Genomic DNA, 20318 nt, shown 5'->3' on the forward strand with positions numbered 1-20318 from the left:
CGGCCGTGACGAGCAAGCAGCAAGCAGGGGCCATCAGCGGGCAAGGGCGAAGATAGAGTCTGTGGGGGGGGGCGACGCGACAGCAGCGAAGTAGCCAGCGAGCAGGCCGATGGCCACGGCGCCGTCGAGCACCGACCGGGCGATATCACCTTGCTTGGCCGGAGGGCGGACGGTGATGCCGGTCAGGTCCGGCGTTTCGCCGTAGAGCGACGGGCCGACGAACAGCACCCTCATTGTCCAAGCACCCGGAGGGCGCGCTGACCCGGCGACCAGTTGACGTTGGTTTCCCGGTCCTCGAGCACCGCGGAAAGCGCCCGCACCACCGAGATGCCGTAGGGGGCGCCGCCCAGTTCGCTCCAGACGATCTCAGCGGTCGGCCCGATGCGTTCCGCCAGATGATCGAGCAGTTCAGGCAATGGTGTGTCGGGGGCGAGCCAGGCGGGGGGCTGGGCCTGGCCCGGGCCATAGTGCTGTAAGAACGCGATCGACTCGTCCGCCTGCTCAAAATACTCGGCCGGCAGAAAATCGTCCCGACCGCCGGCGATGTTGGTGATTCTGGTTTGCGCCGCTTCGGTGATGGCGCGGCCAATGGCGCGGGTTCCCGTTGGGTGGCAGCCGTAACCCGCGGCAATGTCGAACAACCTGGCGGTGTCCGAGCCGCGCTCGCTGATCACCGCCATGACGCACGGGACGCCGAGGTCGGTGGTCTGGTCGAACAGCCGAAGCTCGAGGTCGGCATCGCTGATCTGTTTGCCAAATGCCTTGATCACGGCATCATCCACGGCCTCGATCGGGAACTCCGTCGCGAGCCTCGCGGCATCGGGGAGGAGTGACCACAAGGAGGTGGCGTCTCGCTCCAGCAGCTCGCAGATGGCGTGAAACAGCGCTTCCTCGGTGGTGTTGCCGGAGGCGAGGCCGTTGGTGCTGCGGCCAACTTCCGGCAGGTCGGTGGCGTCCTCGCCGATGGTCAGGGCGTCGCGGGGAATCCAGAGGGGCTCATCGTGGGGCCAGTTGCTTCCCTTGAGCCAGCGGATCGGCACGGCTGTGGGCAGCGGGCGATCGGGTGGCAAGAGGCGGGCTGCATCGTAGTAGGTCTCGCCGGCCAGCCGCAGCGCCTCGGCGGTGGCAAGCCGGTCCGGGACTTCGGATCGTTCGGCAATGGCGAATTCGGCGGCCTCCATCAGCGCCGATGCCATGGCACTGGCATCATCGCGCCCTTTGCCCTGGCTGACGCTGAGGGTCAGTCCAGCGGGCCGAATGGCTGAGAAGCAGGGGATGCCAATACGATCGAGGCCGGTCTGGCGCGCCAGCCGGGTGATGCCGAGCGAGGCAAGGTGCGGCCGCAGCCGCTCGACCGTTTGCACGGCCGGCGTGCTGCGTTCGCCATATTCAAACCAGCTCGACGGCGTCGAAACGGCGCCGTCCACCGATTACTGCCGGAAGAACTTGCGGCTGGGAATTCGGGGCAGAGCCGGAAGGGCCTTGGCAACCTGGGCGACCTTCGGCGAAGCAGATGAAGTGTTCAATTGCAATCCTCCTGATGACACGGCAGGAGGCCCACAATCGAATTAAGACAGAGTTTACGCGCCGCGCGAGAAACCAGCCAAAAGCAAGGCGTCGAGATAGTGCGCCGTGTCGGCCGGATTGGGGGCCGGATAGAGGCTTTGCCACTTTTCAACGGTGAAGGCTGGGTCACGGGCCAGCGCCTGCTCTCGGTACGCTGCCGCGGCTTCTTTGTCGTGAAGCATTGCTGCACAGGCTGCCATCAGTCGCAGCGCCAGCCCTGGGGACTCCATCGCCGACAATCTCGCCAGGGCCTGTTGGTACTCGCCCCGGAAGAAGCTGACTGCTCCGGCGATCCAGTAATAGTCGTCCGGCGCCAGCGGATTGAGGGAAAGCGCCCGCGAGATCTTGGCTTCGGCTTCATCGTGCCTGGACAGATGGGTGAGAACGTCTGCCTGGTCGACAAGCAAGTCAGCATGGTTCGGGGCGAATTCATGGGCGGCTTCGAAAAGCTCCCGGGCGCCGGGGAGGTCATGCAGGTACAAGGTGGCGTGGCCGATCTCGCGCAGGCTGGCGCTGTCGTTCGGTGCATAGCAGTAAGCGCGCTGCGCCAGGTGCCGAGCGTCGTGCAGCAGCGTGCGGTCCGCGCTGCCGCGCTCCAGCCACTCCAGGGTCTTGGTCCGCGCCAGTTGCGCCAGTGCCGGTGCAAAATCCGGCGACAACTGGATCGAGCGCTCCAGCGACTTCTGCGCTCGAAGCAAGGAGGTTAGATCGTTGCGATCCCGCCTTTGCATGGCGATCAGGTAGTGCACATATGCCGATGCGGCGCCGGTGCGTCGGTATTGCTGCAGCTCGTAGGCGCCGATTTCGCCGCAGATTTTGTCGGCGAGTACTGCACAGAAACTGTCATGGATGCCTTGCAGCGCACCTGAGCGCAGCTCGACTTCACTGCGGTAGATGCGCCGGCCGGGGCCCGTTGCGACCACGTCGATGCTCATCAACGCAAATGGCAGTTCTCTCTGGCAAAGCACCACGTCAGTCAGAACGACGTAGTCGGCGGGGAGCATCTCTTCCCAGATTGGGCCACTCGTCAGCTTCATTGCCGAGTGCGGCGCGATTACCTCGTAGAGGCGACTCCTGCACAGGCTGAGTGTAACATCTGTGACCAGAGACAGCGCGATCTTGTGATCTTGCGCGTCAACCAGCGGCGAGCTGTGGCGCGGCGGAACAATCAGAAGACGAGGGATAGTGTCGTTCTTCCGTTCCGCAAATGTTCCGGTGGGCTGTGACAGGTCAGTTCTCACACCAGGAAATCCGATTGAATTGAATGGCCGTCTCCCGTCTCGACGGTAACCGCTATTTCTTGCTCGTGGAAGCGTTGCGACGACGATATTTTGAAGTAATGCACGTTTGTCGGTGCATCGTAGAGCCGCTTCAACTCCGGGCATCGTAGATGCGAGCTTCCGACAGCTGCTGGTGATACAGCTTGCGGTCAGCTGCGGCCAACGCGAAGCCCCCTCACTGCAGATGTCGTCAAGCTGGCCTTTGGCTGTGTTGCATAGCGCCGGCCTTGACTTCCGCCTGCCGGGTTCCGCAAGCATTCGATGGGTGGTGCCGATGCTGGATCTCGAGTCCCACCGCCTGCATGAGTTTTGGAGGAGTGACGGATGCTGCTGAAGCTCGAGGTGCTGGAGGCGATCAAGCGCGGCGACATCACGCTGCAGTTCCGGCGCTGGACCCGCCCAACGGTGAAGCCGGGCGGGACGCTGAAGACCAAGGTGGGGCTGCTGCAGATCGGCCGGATCGACGACATGTCACCGTCAGCGGTCACTGAGGCGGATGCGAAGAAGGCTGGCTTCAAGGATGTCGCCGCGTTCAACAAGTGGCTCGGCACGATGAAGGAAGGGCCGCTGTTCCAGCGAATCGAGGTCAGCTATCTCGGTGACGCGTCGTGATCCGGCTCGCATCCGTCGCACTTGCTCTGCTGCTCGCTGCGCTGCCGGCAGCGGCCGAGGAGGCTTGCCAGACCTGGACGGCGGGAGCGCAGGAGGACGAGGGTGGGCCAGTGTTCACCGTTGCTGCCTGCGCCACGGACCGGCCAGATGCCTACCTGTTCCTCACCTGCTCGAGCGGTGAGGTGTTCATCCGCTACGACCTCGCGGTGGGAGCCGAACGCGCCCCGGAGTCCAACGACGTCAACGATGTCGATTTCACCGTCGGCGTCTCCACGCAGCGGCTGTCGATGAGCTACCAGGAAATGGACGGGATGTTTGCCGGGAGCGTGCCGGCGAACGGACCGCTGATGGCGCTGCTGAAGTCGGGCGAGGGGCTGAGCGTCGTCGATGCGGACAGCCGCTATCCGATTCACAGCTTCGGCCTTACCGGTTCATCGAACGCGTTGTCTCGGTTAGTGCGGCAGTGTGGTTAGGCGCGCAGGCGCTCACGTAGCCAGGGCTGGTCGTCGAGGTTCGGGCCGATGACCGCGAACCGGCTGAGCGCGCCCTCGAGCGTGTGTTGCAGCACAACCAAGGCCCGGACCCACTCGGTGTAGAGCCGGCGCGACCGGCGGACACCGTCGAGCGAAACGCAGCGGGTATGGGCGGCGTGCCAATCGGGGCGGCGCGCCTCGCGGGCGAAGCGGCGGATCACTGTGGCGTGCGGCACGGGCAGGGCAAGTACCGCCCAGTAGACGGTCAACGCGTCCGGATCGGCGCCGGTCGCCGTTTCCACCGACTGGTGGCGAAAGGCCCAGACGAGCAGGTCTTGAATGTCGATCCGTTGAGCCATTTCACCTCGCAGAGGCTTAATCTGAAGGGGAGAAACGGCGGACGGAATACCGAGTTTCCACATTTCCAGGGGATAGCGGAAGGGCTGGTTGACGCGGTGTGAAGCTCAGCGTCGCAGCTTCTGCGCAAATCGATATTGACCCTCACGTAGCGTCAGGGACTATTCCCTCGTCCCGCGGAGAACGCGTGCGATGAAAACACTGACAGTCAAAGAGGTTGCGAGACTATCCGGGGTATCGGTCCGGACCTTGCACCACTATGACCAGATCGGCCTTCTGAGACCCGCGTTCACCGGGCAGAACCGCTATCGCTACTACGGACAGGACGAACTGCTGCGGTTGCAGCAGATCCTGCTGCACCGGGAGCTCGGCATCCCGCTGGGAGAGATCGGCGCCATCCTCGATGCGCCGGGCTTCGACCGGCTGGAAGCGCTGCGCCAGCAGCGCCAGCGGCTGAGCGAGGAAGCCAAGCGCTATGCCCAACTTGTCAGGACGATCGACCGCACGATCGCCAGTCTTGAAGGAGATCGCGCCATGAGAAACGCGGATTTGTACAAGGGCATCTCGCCCGACAAGCAGGCCGAATACGAGGCCTGGCTGGTGGAGCAGTATGGCGGCGACATGCCGGAGCGCATCGCGCTCAGCAAGCACAAGTATGAGAGCCTGTCGGAAGCCGAGAGGCTCGAGCTCAACCAGGAGCTGCACGACATGGAGCAGGGGCTGGCGGAGGGCCTGCGGCGCGGTGTGCCGATGGGCTCGCCCAGCCTCGATCCGCTGCTCGGGCGGCATCGGGCGTGGGTGTCTCAGATGTGGGGCAGGCCGTGCCCGCCCGAGGCCTATGCCGGCCTCGCCGACCTCTATTTGTCGCACCCGGATTTCATCGCCCGTTACGAGACGATCGAGCCCGGGTTCGCCGAGTACCTGTCGGGCTCGATGAAGGTCTACGCCAACCGGCAGGGGTAAGATCATGGCCGCCGGATTAATTCACCCGGCGGCCGGAACGTTTGGCGGCGGGCCGGCATTATCCGCCCCGAACGCTAACCCACGGAGACCGGGAAATGCACAAGGACGAGATCAAGGGCGCCGCCAAGCAGGCACGCGGCAACGTCAAGGAGGCCATCGGCAAGGCCACCGGCGACCGCAAGCTGCAGGCCGACGGCGCCGCCGACAAGGTGGAAGGCTCGGTCCAGAAGACGGCCGGCAAGGTCAAGGAAGCGGCGCGCGACGCGCTCAAGCGCTGAGCTGCCGGTCCACGCGCTAAGGCCGCCCATCGGGCGGCCTTTTTGCATTAGGCTCGCCATATCCAGCATGGAGTCGCGGGCATGATCGGCAGCATCCTGACGGGCGTCATCGCCCTCATTCACATCTACATCCTGATCCTCGAGATGTTCCTGTGGGATAAACCGCAGGGAATGAAGGCGTTCGGCACCACGCCAGCCTTTGCTGAGGAGTCGAAGACGCTGGCGGCCAACCAGGGGCTCTACAACGGTTTCCTCGCGGCCGGGTTGATCTGGGGCATCTGGCTGGGGGAGGCGGGCGATCCGATCAAGATCTTCTTTCTCCTCTGCGTTGCCGTCGCAGGTGTGTTCGGGGCCGTGACGGTCGGCCGCAAGATCTTGTTCGTACAGACAATTCCCGCTGTTGTGGCGCTAGTTGGGGTGTGGCTCGCCTGAGCTTTTGCACAAGCGGGCAGATAGTTGGCTGGGCATAAATTGCCCACGGGAGACGAACTGGCTAACCTTGCCCCTGCGGACGGATCTGAGGGGCGATAGACGATGAGCTATCTGGAGTTGCAGCGGAGGCCACGCCTCCGATCGGGGGCGGTGCCGCCCTATTTCCGGCACATGGCGGGGGTCCTATGACCTCAAGCAAGAGCGTATCCGCCGCATGGGCGGACGAGGCGCCGGCAGCGGCCTGGGAGCCTCGGCAAACTGGGGCCCGATCCACGGTGAAGCAGGTGGTGTTCCTGGTCGATTTCGGCATGGTCAGTCATGGGCTGGCCCCGCTGTTCGTTGACGGCCATGCCACCGAGATCGGCTTCTGGGGCTTTTCCAACGACATTATCCGCCGGTTGACGCGGCTCAACGAGCTCTACGACCGGCAGGTCAACTGGGACAACCCGAACGACCCGACGTGGCGGATCTCCGAGCGCGACCGCAACGAGTTCAACGCGCTGCTGCCGTTCCTCGTCTCGGAAATCCAGATCGCGCTCGGCGACAAATGGGAGATCGTGCTGGAGAGCCAGCCGATTTAGCGTGCTCGCTGGTCTATCCCACACGCGGTGTCACCCCTGCGAAAGCCCACGCGCTAAGTCACGGTCGTGCCCCACCCACCGGGTCATTCCCGCGAAAGCGGGAACCTCTGTTTTCTTGACCTTTGCACGATCGCAAACGGAGTTCCCCGCTTTCGCGGGGATGACACCGAGTTTGGGGGACTTGCAGAGCTAGACTCCCCGCCTTCGCCGGAATTACCTCGCAGACGGAGCCAGGGAGTGCCTACTCAAAACTGTAGTGCAGCCGCACGCAGCCGGTGCCCAGTGTGTGCGACGACAACAGCTTGAGGCGCTTTTCGAAGCCGGTGGCCGGGAACAGCGGGAAACCGCCGCCGAGCAGCTGCGAGATCATGTAGATCTCGATCTCATCGAGCGCGCCGCGCTCCATGAACGCCATCTGCAGCTGGCCGCCGCCGAGCATCCAGACGTCGCCGTCGTCGAGGGCGCGCAGCTCGGCGACCAGCGCGTCGATATCGGTGCGGGTTTCAAGCCGGCCGATCGGCGAGGGCAGGGGGCGCGAGGTGACGACGATGACGCGTTGCTCGCCATAGGGCCACGGGATGTTCTCGCGCACCAGCCAGTCATAGGTGCCGCGGCCCATCACCACGGTGCGGATACGCTTGATGAACAGGTTGTAGTCGAACTCACCCAGTTGCATGTCGCTGCGCTGAGTCAGCCAGGTGAGCGACTCCTGGGGGTCGGCGATGAAGCCGTCGAGGCTCGAAGCGATGTAGCCGACGATGCGGGCCATGACGATTCTCCTTGTTGGTGTCTGCGTAGGCGTTTATAAACGAACATTCGTTTATATTGGAAGCCATGTCCAGACCCCGCAAGATTTCTGACGAGGATGTTGTTGAGGCAGTAGCCGCGCTGGTGTCTCGCGAAGGCCCGGCTGGCCTGACCTTCGCCTCGGCCTCAGTCGCCACTGGCTTGTCACCGGCGACCCTGGTGCAGCGTTATGGCAATCGCGAGGCGCTGCTGCGCGCGGCGCTGCTCTGGATGTGGGGCCAGCTCGATCTCAACGTCGCCGGCGCCGACGCGAGCCATCCGGTCGATCCGGAAGGGGCGATCGCGTTGCTGGTTCGTCTGTCGGCGGGCTATGGCGAGGGTGACGAGGCGGCGCAGGGCCTGCTGCTGTTGCGCGAGGATTTTCGCGATTCCGTGCTGCGGGCGCGTGGCGTGGCGTGGAACCAGGCGATGACACAGGCGCTGGGTCGGCGGCTCAGCCAGGATCCGGCGCGGCAGGAGCTGCTCGGCCGGCTGATGGCCAGCCAGTGGCAGGGCGCCGTGCTGTGGTGGGGGTTTTCGCGCGAGGGGACGCTGCGCGGCTTTCTGAGGCGCGAACTGCGCGAGTGGCTGACGGCGATGGGTATTTCGTAGTTTCCGGGTTCATTCCGCCATCGACCATCACTACATTCAAGCCATGCATTACCGCATGCTCGACACGGCTCTGGGACCAATGGCGATCGGCTGGACCGATGCCGGGATCTCGCGCGTGCTGCTGCCAGGCGACACGGCGGACGAAATGCGGGCGCGGCTCGAAAAGTCCGGTGGCGTCGAGGATGTCGATGGCCAACCTGAGATCGCCGCGCGCATCCTCGCTTATGCCGAGGGAACCAACGACAACTTCGCCGATGTGGCGCTCGACCTGTCGCGGGTGCCTGAGGTCAACCGCCGCATCTACGAACACATCCGCGAACTTGCCTGGGGCGAGACCACCACCTATGGCGCCATCGCCCGTTGGCTCGGCGATGTGGTGCTGTCGCGGGCCGTGGGCGCCGCGATGGGCGCCAACCCCATCCCGCTGATCGTCCCGTGCCATCGGGTGCTTGCCGCCGATGGGCGCACCGGCGGCTTCTCGTCTCCCGGCGGCGTCCGGGCCAAGATGGAAATGCTGGCGCTGGAAAAGGCCGCTTCGCCGACCGGGCAGTTCTCGTTCGGCTTCTAGGCGAGGGCATGCTGCAGGCCTACTGCCCCCGCTTGAACACCTTCAGGTGACCGAGCTGCTTCACTACCTTACTGGCGACGGTTTCGATCGGCTCTTCGATCGAGACGGCCAGCACGTTCTCATCCGGGCTCGGTCGCTCGAGCGTGGCGAACTGACTGTCGAGCAGTTTTGGGCTCATGAACTCGTGGTTGCGGGCCTCGATGCGCTTGCGGATCATCTCGATATCGCCGTCGAGGAAGACAAAGAGGATGGGCTCGCCCGCCTTCTCGGTCAGGTAATCGCGATAGGCGCGCTTCAGCGCCGAGCAGGCGCCGACAGCGACGCCTTTCTGCGCTGCCGCTTCGTGCAGCGCGCCGGCCAGCGTCTCCAGCCATGGCCAGCGGTCTTCGTCGGTGAGCGGGATGCCGTTGCGCATCTTCTCTTTGTTGGCGGGCGGGTGATAGCCGTCGCCATCGAGGAAGGGGGCGTGCAGCCGCCGCGCTATCGCCGCGCCGGTCGCCGACTTGCCCGACGACGACACCCCCATGGCGATGATGATGCGGGCATTCTCAAACGGTGGCAGTGAAGGCGCCGTCGACATAGAGGATGTGTCCGTTGACGAAGGTGGAAGCCTCGGAGGCCAGGAAGATGGCGGCGCCGCCCAGTTCGGCCGGGTCACCCCAGCGGCCCATCGGCGTGCGCTTTTCGACCCAGGAGTTGAACTCCTGGTTCTTCAGCAGCGCCTCGTTGAGTTCGGTGCGGATGTAGCCCGGCGCGATGCCGTTGACGTTGAGGCCGTGCTTCGACCAATCGACCGCCATGCCGCGGGTCAGGTTGGCGATCGCCGCTTTGCTCGCCGCATAAGGGGCGATCGAGGGGCGGGCGAGGTTGCTCATCACCGAGCAGATATTGATGATCTTGCCATGCCTGCGGGCGATCATGCCGCGCGCCACGGCACGGCCGACGATGAAGGCAGAGGTCAGGTTGGTATCGATGACCTGCCTGAACTTTTCGAGCGGCCATTCCTCGAGCGGCGCGCGGTGCTGCATGCCGGCATTGTTGACGAGAATGTCGATCGGGCCGATTTCGGTCTCGGCGTGAGCGATGGCGTCCTCGACGCTGTCCTCGCTGGTGACGTCGAAGGCCAGCGCCTTGACGTTCAGCGCACCGTCGTCAGCGAGACGCGACGCCGCATCGCCGAGCGCTGCCGGGTCGCGGCCGTTGAGGATCACCTCGGCGCCGGCGCCGGCGAGCGCCGCGGCGATGCCGAAGCCGATGCCGCGGCTCGAACCGGTGACCAGAGCGCGCTTGCCGCCCAGATTGAATAGAGAAATCGAGTCCAAAGTCAGTGCCCCTCCCAGGCTCAGGCGGCGCGAGACTAGTAGATGACGCGCGGCTTGGTAAGACCAAGAGACCGAAGCGGCTAGGAACGTGCACAGGGCAGGTGCGTCGGGGCTCCGATGGGGTGGCGTTCGGGCGTCGCCCGTGCCAAAAAGCCGCGCAAAGAAATCCTGATGACTCCCAATGGAGATAATGATGGCGTCTGCCGATATCGGCCTGATCGGGCTCGCAGTAATGGGCTCGAATCTGGCGCTCAACATCGCCGAGAACGGCTACACCATCGCGGTGCACAACCGCACTGCCTCGAAGATCGACGATTTCGTCGCGATGGCGAAACAGCAGGGGCTCGACCAGAAGGTCGTGCCGGAAGCCGACCTGGTGCAGTTCATCCAGGCGGTGAAGCGGCCGCGCTCCATCATCATCATGGTCAAGGCCGGCAAGCCGGTCGACGAGATGATCGAACAGCTGCTGCCGCACCTCGAAGCGGGCGACGCCATCCTCGAATGCGGCAACTCGCTCTATACCGATAGCCAGCGGCGCTACGAATATCTCAAATCCAAGAATATCGGCTTTCTCGGCATCGGCGTCTCCGGTGGTGAAGAAGGCGCGCGCCATGGCCCGTCGATCATGGTCGGCGGCCCCGAGCAGCAGTGGAAGAACGCCCAGCCGATTCTCGAGGCGATCTCGGCCAAGTTCAATGGCGAGCCGTGCTGCGCCTATCTCGGCGAGGGCGGCGCTGGTCATTTCGTCAAGATGATCCATAACGGCATCGAGTATGGCGACATGCAGATGATTGCCGAGACCTATGGCGTGATGCGTGACGGGCTGGGGATGAACCCGGCGGCGGCCGCAAAAGTGTTCAAGGACTGGAACCAGGGTCCGCTGAACTCCTACCTGATCGAGATCACCGGCTATGTGCTCGAGGCGATCGAGCCCAGGACCGGCAAGCCCCTGGTCGAGCTGATCCTCGACAAGGCTGGCCAGAAGGGCACCGGCACCTGGACCGCCATCGCGGCGCAGCAGCTCGCGGTGCCGGCCACCGCCATCGAAGGCGCCGTCGCGGCCCGCTCGATCTCGTCGCGGAAGGAAGAGCGCGTGGCGGCCGAGGCGGCCTATGGCAAGCCCTCGGCCGGCAAGGCCGACGTATCGCTCGATGACCTCGAGCAGGCGCTGCTGGCGGGCAAGATCGTCTCCTACGCACAGGGCTTTGCGGTGCTGTCGAAGGCCTCGGAAGAGTTCGGCTGGAACCTGCCGCTTGCTACGATCGCCAAGATCTGGCGCGCCGGCTGCATCATCCGCTCGCGCTTCCTCGACCAGATGTCGGCGGCTTACGCCAAGGGTGGCGCCACCAACCTGCTGATGGTGCCGGACTTCGTCACCATCATGCAGGACGCGCACAAATCCCTGCGGAAGATCGTCGCGGCCGGGGCCATCGGCGAGTTCCCGCTGATCTGTCTTTCGGCCTCGCTGGCCTATTTCGACAGCTACCGCCAGGCGCAGGGCACGGCGAACCTGACCCAGGGCCAGCGCGACTTCTTCGGCGCCCACGGCTTCATCCTCACCGATCGCGAAGGCGAGCAGCACGGCAAGTGGCCGTCGACGCTGGGGAAGTAAGGCACAGCTCAGTGCATGGGGAGGGTGGCAGGCCCGGTGGCTCCGCACCCCCTCTCTGGCGATTTCTGGGACTTAGCAAACGCTAAGCCCAAGAAATCGCTTTCTCCCCCGCAAGGGGGGAGATGATCGGTGGCCGCCATCCGCATGGGAGCATCAGTCGGGACTCTCCCCCATGGCGGGGGAGAAAGCGAAAACTTGGGCTTAGCGCAGCTAAGTCCTTAGTTTTCGCCAGAGAGGGGGGCGTGGTAAGCCAGCGTGCCTCGCCAGCTACCGGCCAGCCGTTCCTTCACCCACGCCGTTGCCATTCCCGTTCTCGTCATGCGGCGGGGTCTGCTGCTGGCCGGGCTGGGCCATTTCGTGGATGTGGTCTTTCTTGGCCACGCGTGGGCGATGCATCAGGTCGAAGCGGCGCACCGTGTAGATGAACAGCGCGGCCGCGACGAGCACCAGGATGCCGGCGCCGAGGAATGGCGCGCCGGGGAAATAGCCCGGTGTTCCGGGCGCGGCCTGGGTGTAGTAACTGAACAGCTGCGTGGCCAGCAGGGGCCCAAGAATCGAGGCCAGCGAATTGGTGGCGTTGATGGCCCCCTGCAACTCGCCCTGCGCATCGTCGGGCACCTGGCGCGACATCAGCGAGTTGATGGCCGGGCCGGCGACACCAGCGAGCGAGCCGAAGATCAGGAAGAAGTAGAGCGGGATCTCGGAGTGGATCGAGGCCGTGCCGATGAAGGCGATCGCGGCGGCCAGCATGCCGAGCAACACCGTGGACCACTCGCCGATCCGCTTGGTCAAGAGGCCGACCAGCAGCGCCTGGCTGGCGGCAAACCCCAGGCCGAAACACCCGAGTGCGACGCCAATCTGGGCGGAAGAAAAGCTCAGCACTTCGATGGTGAAGAAGTTCCACACCGAAGGGAAGGACTGGCTGGCGAGGACGAACATGCCCAGCGAACCCATGAGCCAGAGGACGACCGGGTTCTTACTCAAGCTCCACAGCACGCCGAACGGGTTGGCGCGGCGGATATCGAACTTGCGGCGTTTGTCCCTGGCAAGGCTCTCGGGGAGCACGAAGAAGCCGAACAGCAGGTTGGCGCCAGCGAGAATAGCCGCGGCGTAGAACGGCCAGCGCGGCCCGAGTTCGCCGAGCAGGCCGCCGATGACCGGGCCGAAAATAAAGCCGAGCCCGAAGGCGGCGCCGATCAGCCCGAAGCGGTGGGCGCGTTTTTCACGCGGGGTGATATCGGCGATGTAGGCGGTTGCCGTCGCCACCGAGGCGCCGGAGATGCCGGCGATGGTGTGGCCGATGAAGATCAGCACCATCGAATTGGCAAAGCCCATGATGGTGTAGTCGATGGTCAGCCCGGCCAGCGCGATCAGGATGATCGGGCGGCGACCGAAGCGGTCGGAGAGGTTGCCGAGCGCCGGGCCGAACAGGAACTGCATCAGCGAATAGGCGAAGACCAGGTAACCGCCGATCACCGCGGCCTGTGCGACGCTGCCACCGGAGAGCTGGCCGATCAGCTGCGGCAGCACCGGCAGGATGATGCCGTAGCCCAGCATATCCAGGAAGATGGTGATGAGCACGCAGGCGAGCGTGAGATTGGATTGCGGAGAAACAGGCATGCGGGGCGATTATTCCCAGTTTGGAGCGGCAGTTGACACATCGCCTTCAACGAAGGCAAGCGGCAACGGTTTAGTGAACATCCTGGCGCGGCGAGCGCGGTGCAGGGGGCAAGCCCTCGGGGTCGGGTGCTGCGTCGTAGCCGTAGAGCCAGCCGAGGCGCTGCAAATGCCCACGCGGCCCCTGCAGTTTCACCACGGCGTTGCGGGCGAGGGTGAACGGCCACTCCAGGTGGAAGGCAAAGCCGTTGGAGCTGGAGAGTTTTCGCACCCGCTCGACGCGCGGTTGGCGGAGCGCGGCATAGCGGCGAAGCGCCGAGTCGGCGTCGGCTTCGGTCATCAGCAGCGGCGCGAGGATGGCGGCATCTTCGATGGCCATCGCGGCGCCCTGCGCCTGGAACGGCAGCATGGCGTGGGCGGCATCGCCGATAACGCCGACTCCGCCTTCGGACCAGGTCGGCGTGGTGACGGTGGAGACCGGCCAATAGCCCCACTGGTCGTCGGCGGCCTCGCGGATGGCGGCGAACTGTCGGCTCTTCAGGGCCGCCCAGGGCAGGTCAGGGGCGCGTGGCGGCTCGGCGCCAAAGGTACGGGCGGCTTTCGACTTGGCGAACAGCGCGACGTTGACCTGGTGACGGTGCGGTAACGGGTAGGTTACGGCATGATAACCCGGGCCCCAGAGTAGGCTGGTGCGATCGGGCGCCAGCACGCCGTCGAGCGCCGACTGGCCGAGGGTGATGCGCCAGGCGACCATGCCGGAATAGGTCGCCTCAGGGCCCATCAGCACGCCGGTGCGGGTGCGCGAGTTGACCCCGTCGGCGCCGATGAAGGCGAAGGCCCGGGCCGAGCGCGATTTGCCATCGGCCTCGTCGACGGTGACCGAAACGCCGCGCGAGTGGCTCACCACGTCGTAGGCCCGGACGCCGAACAGCAGGTCGATATTGGCGAAGCGCTTGCAGGCCCGGTACAGCACCTCGGCGAGATCGGCGCGGTGCATCACGGTATAGGGCACGCCGAAGCGCTGCTCCATCACCCGGCCAAGTTCCAGCGTCAGCAGCGGCTGGTTGGCGCCGTAGGGATAGACGTCGATGCCCTCGGGCTCGAACGCCTTGGCCGCCAGCGCCTTGTCGAGGCCGAGCCGGTTGAGGATCTTTCGCGCGTTGGGGCTGACCTGCAGGCCGGCGCCGACTTCCTGCACCTGGGTGTGGCGCTCGAGCACCACGACGGTGGCGCCGAACTTGGCCAGCGCCAGCGCCAGCGTCATGCCGGCAATGCCCGCTCCCGCGATGTAGACGGTGCGTCCGTTGCCGGACATCGGGGGAATCAGGCGGCTTCGGAGTGATAGACGGCCGAGAGCGGCTCGGAAGTGCCGGGCGCCAGCTGCGGGTTGAACACGTAGAGCGTCGAGCAGTACGAGCAGACCGTCTCGTTGTCCTTGCCCATGTCGATATAGATGTGCGGGTGATCGAACGGGGGCAGGGCGCCGACGCACATAAATTCCTTGGAGCCGACCTCGATGCGCGGCAGACCCTGGGTATTGTGGAAATGCGGGGTGCTCTCGTGCGCCATCGGGTGGTCCTCGGGTTCGAATTCGGCCGGAACATAGCCAAGGCGCGGCTGATTTGGAAGCGCGGGCGCAGAACGATGAACCCCGGCTGAGCAGGTTGGTGGCCGGCGGTTCAGTCCGGGTTGCTACCCATTGCTGGTCGATGCCTGCAACGCATTGAACGCAATGAGGGAAAAATGAAATCACTGGTTCTTGCGGCGGTGCTTGCCGTCATGTCGTCTGCCGCCGGCCTCTCTCCGGTGGTGGCCGGGAGCAACTTCGTTGAACGCAACTATCTGGGCTGCGCCACCAAATCGGAGATGTTCAGCGTGCTCCGCTCGGCCGGCCTGAAGCCGAAAAAGATCGTCAAGGTGGGCGAGTATTTCGTGCTGATCCGCACGATCGAGCCGAAGACCGGCGATCTCTACGACTATGTGGTGCTGCCTTGCCAGTTGATGGTCGACGGACGGTTTCCGGTTAAACGATGAGCGCGGCACCGCGAGCGGTGAGGTGGTTGCCGCCTGCACCCTCGCGGGGCTAGACACGTCCTCCAAACGCTCGAGGCCGATCAGTGCTCCAGTTCAGCTCCGCCGGAATCTCCATCGCCTACGAAGTCCACGGCGAGGGAAAGCCCATCCTCCTGATTCACGGCTTCGGTTCGTCCGGCAAGGTCAACTGGATCGACACCGGCTGGGTGGAGACGCTGGTCGGGGCCGGCTACCAGCCGATCACCTTCGACAATCGCGGCCATGGCGGCTCGCGCAAACTCTACGACGCGCAGCTCTATTTCGCCCACGAGATGGCTCGGGATGCCAAGCGCCTCCTGGACCACCTCGGCATCGTCAGGTCGCCGATCATGGGCTACTCGATGGGCGCGCGGATCGCCGCCTACCTGATGCTGCAGGATCCGGATGCGGTGAGCTGCGCGGTGTGGGGCGGCATGGGACTCAACCTGATCTCGGGCCTCGAGGACAGCGAAGAGATCATCTCGGCGCTCACCGCCGAGTCGCTCGACCAGGTGACCGGGCGCACCGGCCGGCAGTTCCGTATCTTTGCCGATCACAACAAGGCGGACCGCGCGGCGCTCGCCGCCTGCATGGTCAACTCGCGCGAGCCGATGCGCGAGGCCGATGTCCGGCGCATCGCCCAGCCGGTGCTGGTGGCGGTTGGCAGTGACGACGACATGGCGGGCTCGGCGGCGGGGCTCGCGGCACTGTTGCCTCAGGGCGAGGCTTTCACCATCGAGCGGCGCGATCACATGCGCGCGACCGGCGACAAGCAGTTCAAGGCGGCGGCACTGGAATTCCTCGCTCGGCACGCCCAAGAGTAACCATTCAAGGCGAGTTCAGCTGAGGCGAACCAATCTGTGCGCTAAGGGTTGGTATCGGAGCACGTTTTGTCTTATATCGGCATCCGCCGATGGAGAGCCTTATGAGCACGAATTTAAGAACGGCCAATGTCACGGCCATGGACCCGGTGTGGGACGCGGTGGTTTCGGGGGCTCGACGGGTGGTGGCCAGCGAGCCGTCGCTGACCAATCTGCTCTACTCCAACGTGCTCAATCATGACGGCTTCGAGGATGCGCTGGCCCACCGGCTGGCCGAGCGGCTCGACCACCCCGACGTTTCCGCCGACCTGATCCGCCAGGCCTTCCGTGAGGCGCAGGAGTCGCGCCCGGAAATCGGGCTCGAGGCGCGCGCCGATCTCGCGGCGACACTGGAGCGCGATCCGGCGCTGCATAAGGCGGTCGATTGCTTCCTCTACTTCAAGGGTTTCCATGCCATCCAGACGCACCGCTTCGCGCATGCGCTGTGGCTGATGGGCCGCAAGGATTTCGCGCTCTACCTGCAGAGCCGCTCGAGCGCGGTGTTCCAGGTCGACATCAATCCGGCGGCGCGCATCGGCAAGGGCATCATGCTCGACCATGCCACCGGTTTCGTGGTCGGCGAGACGGCCACCATCGGTGACAATGTCTCGATCCTGCAGGGCGTGACGCTGGGCGGTACCGGCAAGTCCGAGGAAGACCGCCATCCCAAGATCGGCAATGGCGTGCTGATCGGCGCACATGCGGTGGTGCTGGGCAATATCCGGGTCGGAGATTGCGCCCGCATCGGCGCGGGTTCGGTGGTGGTCAAGGAAGTGCCGCCGCGAGTGACCGTGGCCGGGGTTCCGGCGCGGATCATCGGCGAAGCGGGCACGCCGCATCCGGCATCGGTGATGGACCAGCTGGCCGTGGTGCAGGACCTCACCGGCTGATTCTGCCGCGGACCGGCGGTGTCTCCGCCGCTTTTTGCGCCCTTCATCGCGGAAAAATGCACAGCACGGGATTGCCCGCCGGGGCGCAATGCCTATTGTGGCGATCCCAAATCGACCTCGCGAATGCCCTTGAAGGAGCCGCCGTGAACCATCCTGAAATCATCAAGCTCCAGAAGTTTCTGCAGCAGAAGTTCGGCAACCGGAACATCGACGTCCGCCCACGCAACAAGCAGAACGACAGCGTGGAAGTGTATCTGGGCGAGGAATTCCTCGGCCTGATCTATGTCGACGACGAGGACGGCGACCGTTCGTACAATTTCCAGATGGCTATTCTGGACGTCGACCTGGACGAGATCCACTAAGCACAGCGCGTTGCGGCGCGCCTCAGAGCGCGCCGATCTGCCCCAGCCTGGCGGTGAGTTCCGCATCGAAATCACGCCAGTGCTGCAGCGCGGGTTCCGGGAAGGCGTAGACCGCCGCGACGCCCGGCCCCAGATAGACGGTCCTCAGGCACTGTCCGACTGCGGCCGAGGCGATCGGCTTCGAGCACTTGGCGACGAACGGCTCGGACGATAGCGGGTCGTACCACACCACTTCATCGGCATAGCCACCATCTGCCCGCAATGGCTTGCCCACCAGACCGGGCGGGCCGCTCAACTGCTCGGGCAGAAACTGGTGCAGGTAGACGCCGTCGAGCAATGCGGCGCTCGGTCGGGCGCGACTGCGCGGCAGCAGCGTCACGTCCACCGGCTCGCTATGGGCGTCGACGCCGAACGGCAACTCGAAGCGCAGGTCGATCTGCTTGGCAAAGCCCTCGATGCGCTGCTCCTCGTAGCGGAACCAGGATAGCGGGATTTCGAGGTCGCGGCCACCCAGCGTACGGGTCAGCGTGGTCTCGGTATCGAGCCGGTGCGCCTGCGTGCGGGCAGTGCGCCCAGCGGCGTCGATCAGGTAGGCGACGCCGATCCCCAAAAGGGCAAGCAGCACGGCGATGGCGCCGAGGTTGAAGCCGATCGAGTGGTGATGGGGTCTGTGGACCTGCGCCTCGCCGGCCATCGCTCTCAAATTAACCAGAGTTGTGTGCGTCAGGTGACAGCCCACTGGGCGCCGGATATGCTTAACAAAGAGTTAAGGTATTGGTGCAGAGGGCGCGTGAATGCTCAGGGAATTGCTGCTGGCCGGCTTGATCATGGCGGTGGGGCTCGCCATCGCCGGCGCCGGCACCTACCTCTACCAGTGGCTGGCCAAGGCGCAGGCGGCACTGCGCTATGATGGCAAGACCTTCGCGCACAGCCTTGGTCACGTGGCGGTGAGTTTCGTGTGCGGCCCGTTCATCATGCTGCAGATGGGCTGGCAGCACGATCGCAACGGCACGTTGTCGATCAGCTTGGCGCTGGTCGCCGCATTTGTCGCTTTCGGCTGGGCCTTCATCACCGGCCTGATGTTCGTCGGCAGCTATTTCGCGCTGATGGCGTAAGCCAGCTGCCGCAGGGCATGGCGCCACCCGTTCCCGTCGAACTGAAGCCGCATGACCGGCTTTGGGCAAATGCCGTTGCGGCGGAAGCCGAACGGCTTGCCGCGACGCTTGGCGAGGAACTGCTGGCCGTCCATCACGTCGGTTCGACCGCCATCCCGGGGATCGTCGCCAAGCCCACGCTGGACATTGTCCCGGTGGTTCGTTCCCTCGACGCGCTCGATGCCATGCGGCCGGAGGTCGAGGCGCTGGGGTATCGATGGTGGGGGGAGTACGGCCTCGTCGGCCGGCGGTTTTGTACGCTCGACGATCCGGAGACCGGGAAGCGCCGCGTTCACCTGCATTGCTACCAGCTGGGTGCCGCCGCGATCGGGCGACACCTGGCGTTTCGCGACTATCTGGTGGCTCACCCCGAGCTCGCCGCCCAGTACGAGGCCGTGAAGCGACGCTGCTTCGAGCAGCATCACAAGAGCTCGCACGACTACAGCAGCTGCAAGGGGGATTGGATCCAGCGCATCGAAGCCGAGGCGCTGGCTGCGCTCGGCTGACGCTTACTTCGACGCAACGAAGGTGGTGCGGGGATCGACCAGGTCGACCCACTGGCCGGCATCGGCCTGCGACTGGCGCTTCAAGTAAGTGTAGGGCGTCTCGTTCCAGACGAGGATGCGGCCATCCTGATTGTCGAGCACCAGGTCGCCGCGGTCGGTGCGGACCATCAGCACGGCATGGCCGGTGCCCTTGGCTTCGCGCACCACGGTGACCAGCAGGGTCGAGGGGTTCCAGCCGGCGGCGATCAGCGCCTTGCGCTTGGCCAGCGCGAAATCCTCGCAGTCGCCGTAGCCGTCATCGGGGTAGGCCCAGTACTCGGCGACCTTGTAGTAGTCCTCGTCGGTGATGGCGGTGATCGCCGAGTTGACGACGTTGTTGACCTGCACGAGCTCGGCCCAGCGCGCCTCGGTCAGCACCGTGGCGCCGACGGCGTGCGGGTTGGCCTTGCATTCGCTGCGATGCGACTTGCAGAACTCGGAGGCGCCCACCGGGATGCTGGTGATGCCGCCGGCCGGGGCGAAGGCGGGATTGGTGAAATCGACCTGGTCGGCGCGCGCCGGCATGGCGAGAATGAATGCCGCCATCCCGATTGCGACTGCCGCTGCGATGAACCCTTTGAACTTCGACATCGTGGTTGCCCCCTGACGGAAGCCACGATGCCCGGGCCAAATTGCCCCGAACGAAAAACTGCAAGCTAGTTTTTATGCGAATTCGAACGGTCCTGGTGAGGACTCGTTAGGCATAGCGAAGCAGTTGGAAATCGGCGGGTTAGTTGACCCGCAGGTTCTGCTGCACGACGGTCAGCATTTCCTGGGCGGAGACGAATTCGACGGCGACGCCGTCGCCGAAGTGGCGGACCACGCGGGCGCGCATGCGGCCCAGGGTCACCGGGGTGCCCATCGCCGGGCGGACAGCAAGTTCGATCGCGGCGCCCGAGAGCGAGATGTCGATGATCTTGCAGTTGTAGCGGCGGCCATCGTCGAGGACGACGGTGGAATGCCGGTTGTCGGGCACCACGCGCTCGTGCCGGCGGTCCTCCGGCAGGTTGAGCAGGTCTTTGTTGGCGAGCCAGGTCAGCTGGGCCGCCATCTTGTCGCGCTTCCGCGAGGTGGCGACGATATCCATCTTGAAGCCGCCGTCGATGACGTCGGTGATGTCGCCCTCGATGCGGCCGAGGTGATCGATATAGGCAATGACGCGCTCGCCGGCGATGCCGGAGATCGGCGCGATGATCATCGCATCGCCCGGCGACATCTCAATCACCTGGCAGGGAAATTCGCGGCGGTCGGTGAGCATGTAGCGGCCGAGCAGCGAAACCCTGACGCGCTGGAAACGCGGCAGCTGCGCATACGAGCGGGCAGGTCGCGCGGAGCGTGTGTTGTCGGTGAGCATCAGAGGGGACCTGCCGGGGCCAAACGATTGATTGGCCTACAC

Annotated in this window: 28 protein-coding genes; 15 read left to right on the top strand and 13 right to left on the bottom strand. The window is 64.8% G+C overall.

Annotated elements, in window-relative coordinates; genetic code table 11:
* Window positions 1-33: 33 nt before the first annotated feature.
* The 3 genes from VW23_RS04345 to VW23_RS04355 form a co-directional block, all read right to left on the bottom strand.
* Window positions 34-228 carry a hypothetical protein gene (locus VW23_RS04345; RefSeq protein WP_069908367.1) on the bottom strand — a complete coding sequence of 65 codons (195 nt, stop codon included), beginning with the start codon at window positions 226-228 and terminating at the stop codon, window positions 34-36.
* Between the two features lie 2 nt (window positions 229-230).
* Window positions 231-1427, bottom strand: coding sequence for a YcaO-like family protein (locus VW23_RS04350; RefSeq protein WP_069908368.1), 1197 nt, complete (start codon window positions 1425-1427; stop codon window positions 231-233).
* Between the two features lie 153 nt (window positions 1428-1580).
* The gene (locus tag VW23_RS04355; protein ID WP_069908369.1) at window positions 1581-2807 is read right to left on the bottom strand and encodes a tetratricopeptide repeat protein; all 1227 of its coding nucleotides are present in this window, start codon (window positions 2805-2807) and stop codon (window positions 1581-1583) included.
* Between the two features lie 363 nt (window positions 2808-3170).
* On the opposite strand from VW23_RS04355, the gene VW23_RS04360 reads away from it, so the two are divergent.
* Together VW23_RS04360 and VW23_RS04365 are read left to right on the top strand one after the other, a co-directional pair.
* Window positions 3171-3458 (top strand): ASCH domain-containing protein, encoded by a 288-nt coding sequence (locus VW23_RS04360; RefSeq protein ID WP_069908370.1) that lies wholly within the window; start codon window positions 3171-3173, stop codon window positions 3456-3458.
* Window positions 3455-3931 carry a hypothetical protein gene (locus VW23_RS04365; RefSeq protein ID WP_069908371.1) on the top strand — a complete coding sequence of 159 codons (477 nt, stop codon included), beginning with the start codon at window positions 3455-3457 and terminating at the stop codon, window positions 3929-3931. The genes VW23_RS04360 and VW23_RS04365 overlap by 4 nt, the downstream gene beginning before the upstream one ends.
* Here VW23_RS04365 and VW23_RS04370 read toward each other — a convergent pair.
* Window positions 3928-4290 (bottom strand): hypothetical protein, encoded by a 363-nt coding sequence (locus VW23_RS04370; protein WP_069908372.1) that lies wholly within the window; start codon window positions 4288-4290, stop codon window positions 3928-3930. The genes VW23_RS04365 and VW23_RS04370 overlap by 4 nt on opposite strands.
* A gap of 190 nt (window positions 4291-4480) precedes the next feature.
* Here VW23_RS04370 and VW23_RS04375 point away from each other — a divergent pair, with 190 nt between their 5' ends.
* From VW23_RS04375 to VW23_RS04390, 4 genes are all read left to right on the top strand, one after another.
* Window positions 4481-5251 carry a MerR family transcriptional regulator gene (locus VW23_RS04375; RefSeq protein WP_069908373.1) on the top strand — a complete coding sequence of 257 codons (771 nt, stop codon included), beginning with the start codon at window positions 4481-4483 and terminating at the stop codon, window positions 5249-5251.
* A gap of 95 nt (window positions 5252-5346) precedes the next feature.
* A complete protein-coding gene (locus VW23_RS04380; protein WP_069908374.1) occupies window positions 5347-5529 on the top strand; it encodes a CsbD family protein in 183 nt (60 codons plus the stop codon).
* Window positions 5530-5610: 81 nt separating this feature from the next.
* Window positions 5611-5961, top strand: a complete 351-nt coding sequence (locus VW23_RS04385; protein ID WP_069908375.1) for a DUF1304 domain-containing protein — start codon at window positions 5611-5613, stop codon at window positions 5959-5961.
* Window positions 5962-6146: 185 nt separating this feature from the next.
* Window positions 6147-6542, top strand: coding sequence for a hypothetical protein (locus VW23_RS04390; protein ID WP_141728218.1), 396 nt, complete (start codon window positions 6147-6149; stop codon window positions 6540-6542).
* 241 nt (window positions 6543-6783) lie between these two features.
* On the opposite strand, the gene VW23_RS04395 is transcribed toward VW23_RS04390, so the two are convergent.
* A complete protein-coding gene (locus tag VW23_RS04395; RefSeq protein WP_069908376.1) occupies window positions 6784-7311 on the bottom strand; it encodes a dihydrofolate reductase family protein in 528 nt (175 codons plus the stop codon).
* A gap of 65 nt (window positions 7312-7376) precedes the next feature.
* Between VW23_RS04395 and VW23_RS04400 the strand changes: the two genes are divergently transcribed.
* Together VW23_RS04400 and VW23_RS04405 are read left to right on the top strand one after the other, a co-directional pair.
* On the top strand, window positions 7377-7940 hold the full coding sequence (locus tag VW23_RS04400; protein ID WP_069908377.1) for a TetR/AcrR family transcriptional regulator: 564 nt from the start codon (window positions 7377-7379) through the stop codon (window positions 7938-7940).
* Between the two features lie 55 nt (window positions 7941-7995).
* Window positions 7996-8508: a methylated-DNA--[protein]-cysteine S-methyltransferase gene (locus VW23_RS04405; protein ID WP_201788013.1), complete on the top strand. Its 513-nt coding sequence runs from the start codon at window positions 7996-7998 to the stop codon at window positions 8506-8508.
* A gap of 19 nt (window positions 8509-8527) precedes the next feature.
* Here the strand turns inward: VW23_RS04405 and VW23_RS04410 are convergent, their stop codons facing one another.
* Both VW23_RS04410 and VW23_RS04415 read right to left on the bottom strand, forming a co-directional pair.
* Complete coding sequence (locus VW23_RS04410; protein WP_084645526.1) at window positions 8528-9088, bottom strand: gluconokinase; 561 nt, start codon at window positions 9086-9088, stop codon at window positions 8528-8530.
* Window positions 9057-9836 (bottom strand): glucose 1-dehydrogenase, encoded by a 780-nt coding sequence (locus VW23_RS04415; protein WP_425285193.1) that lies wholly within the window; start codon window positions 9834-9836, stop codon window positions 9057-9059. Before VW23_RS04415 ends, VW23_RS04410 begins: the two co-directional genes overlap by 32 nt.
* Before the next feature lie 187 nt (window positions 9837-10023).
* Between VW23_RS04415 and gndA the strand changes: the two genes are divergently transcribed.
* Window positions 10024-11442, top strand: a complete 1419-nt coding sequence (gene gndA, locus VW23_RS04420) for an NADP-dependent phosphogluconate dehydrogenase (RefSeq protein ID WP_069908380.1) — start codon at window positions 10024-10026, stop codon at window positions 11440-11442.
* Window positions 11443-11709: 267 nt separating this feature from the next.
* On the opposite strand, the gene VW23_RS04425 is transcribed toward gndA, so the two are convergent.
* From VW23_RS04425 to VW23_RS04435, 3 genes are all read right to left on the bottom strand, one after another.
* Window positions 11710-13062, bottom strand: coding sequence for a TCR/Tet family MFS transporter (locus VW23_RS04425; protein ID WP_069908381.1), 1353 nt, complete (start codon window positions 13060-13062; stop codon window positions 11710-11712).
* A 70-nt stretch (window positions 13063-13132) separates the two neighbouring features.
* Window positions 13133-14374 carry an FAD-dependent monooxygenase gene (locus tag VW23_RS04430; RefSeq protein WP_069908382.1) on the bottom strand — a complete coding sequence of 414 codons (1242 nt, stop codon included), beginning with the start codon at window positions 14372-14374 and terminating at the stop codon, window positions 13133-13135.
* An 8-nt stretch (window positions 14375-14382) separates the two neighbouring features.
* On the bottom strand, window positions 14383-14628 hold the full coding sequence (locus VW23_RS04435; RefSeq protein WP_055882046.1) for a zinc-finger domain-containing protein: 246 nt from the start codon (window positions 14626-14628) through the stop codon (window positions 14383-14385).
* Window positions 14629-14802: 174 nt separating this feature from the next.
* Here VW23_RS04435 and VW23_RS04440 point away from each other — a divergent pair, with 174 nt between their 5' ends.
* From VW23_RS04440 to VW23_RS04455, 4 genes are all read left to right on the top strand, one after another.
* Window positions 14803-15093 carry a hypothetical protein gene (locus VW23_RS04440; RefSeq protein WP_069908383.1) on the top strand — a complete coding sequence of 97 codons (291 nt, stop codon included), beginning with the start codon at window positions 14803-14805 and terminating at the stop codon, window positions 15091-15093.
* A gap of 83 nt (window positions 15094-15176) precedes the next feature.
* Window positions 15177-15935 (top strand): alpha/beta fold hydrolase, encoded by a 759-nt coding sequence (locus tag VW23_RS04445; RefSeq protein ID WP_069908384.1) that lies wholly within the window; start codon window positions 15177-15179, stop codon window positions 15933-15935.
* 101 nt (window positions 15936-16036) lie between these two features.
* Window positions 16037-16861 carry a serine O-acetyltransferase gene (cysE, locus tag VW23_RS04450; RefSeq protein WP_069908385.1) on the top strand — a complete coding sequence of 275 codons (825 nt, stop codon included), beginning with the start codon at window positions 16037-16039 and terminating at the stop codon, window positions 16859-16861.
* 143 nt (window positions 16862-17004) lie between these two features.
* Entirely contained in the window at window positions 17005-17223 is a 219-nt protein-coding gene (locus VW23_RS04455) for a DUF3126 family protein (RefSeq protein ID WP_055049303.1), read from the top strand.
* 22 nt (window positions 17224-17245) lie between these two features.
* Here the strand turns inward: VW23_RS04455 and VW23_RS04460 are convergent, their stop codons facing one another.
* Window positions 17246-17917 carry a hypothetical protein gene (locus tag VW23_RS04460; RefSeq protein ID WP_069908386.1) on the bottom strand — a complete coding sequence of 224 codons (672 nt, stop codon included), beginning with the start codon at window positions 17915-17917 and terminating at the stop codon, window positions 17246-17248.
* A 100-nt stretch (window positions 17918-18017) separates the two neighbouring features.
* Between VW23_RS04460 and VW23_RS04465 the strand changes: the two genes are divergently transcribed.
* Entirely contained in the window at window positions 18018-18338 is a 321-nt protein-coding gene (locus VW23_RS04465) for a DUF6949 family protein (protein ID WP_069908387.1), read from the top strand.
* A 17-nt stretch (window positions 18339-18355) separates the two neighbouring features.
* Window positions 18356-18883, top strand: coding sequence for a GrpB family protein (locus VW23_RS04470; protein WP_084645528.1), 528 nt, complete (start codon window positions 18356-18358; stop codon window positions 18881-18883).
* A gap of 3 nt (window positions 18884-18886) precedes the next feature.
* Here the strand turns inward: VW23_RS04470 and VW23_RS04475 are convergent, their stop codons facing one another.
* Window positions 18887-19513: a transglutaminase-like cysteine peptidase gene (locus tag VW23_RS04475; protein WP_069908388.1), complete on the bottom strand. Its 627-nt coding sequence runs from the start codon at window positions 19511-19513 to the stop codon at window positions 18887-18889.
* 139 nt (window positions 19514-19652) lie between these two features.
* Window positions 19653-20276 (bottom strand): PilZ domain-containing protein, encoded by a 624-nt coding sequence (locus VW23_RS04480; protein WP_069908389.1) that lies wholly within the window; start codon window positions 20274-20276, stop codon window positions 19653-19655.
* Window positions 20277-20318: the final 42 nt, after the last annotated feature.

It is taken from the genome of Devosia insulae DS-56 (assembly GCF_000970465.2).
Taxonomy (GTDB): domain Bacteria; phylum Pseudomonadota; class Alphaproteobacteria; order Rhizobiales; family Devosiaceae; genus Devosia_A; species Devosia_A insulae.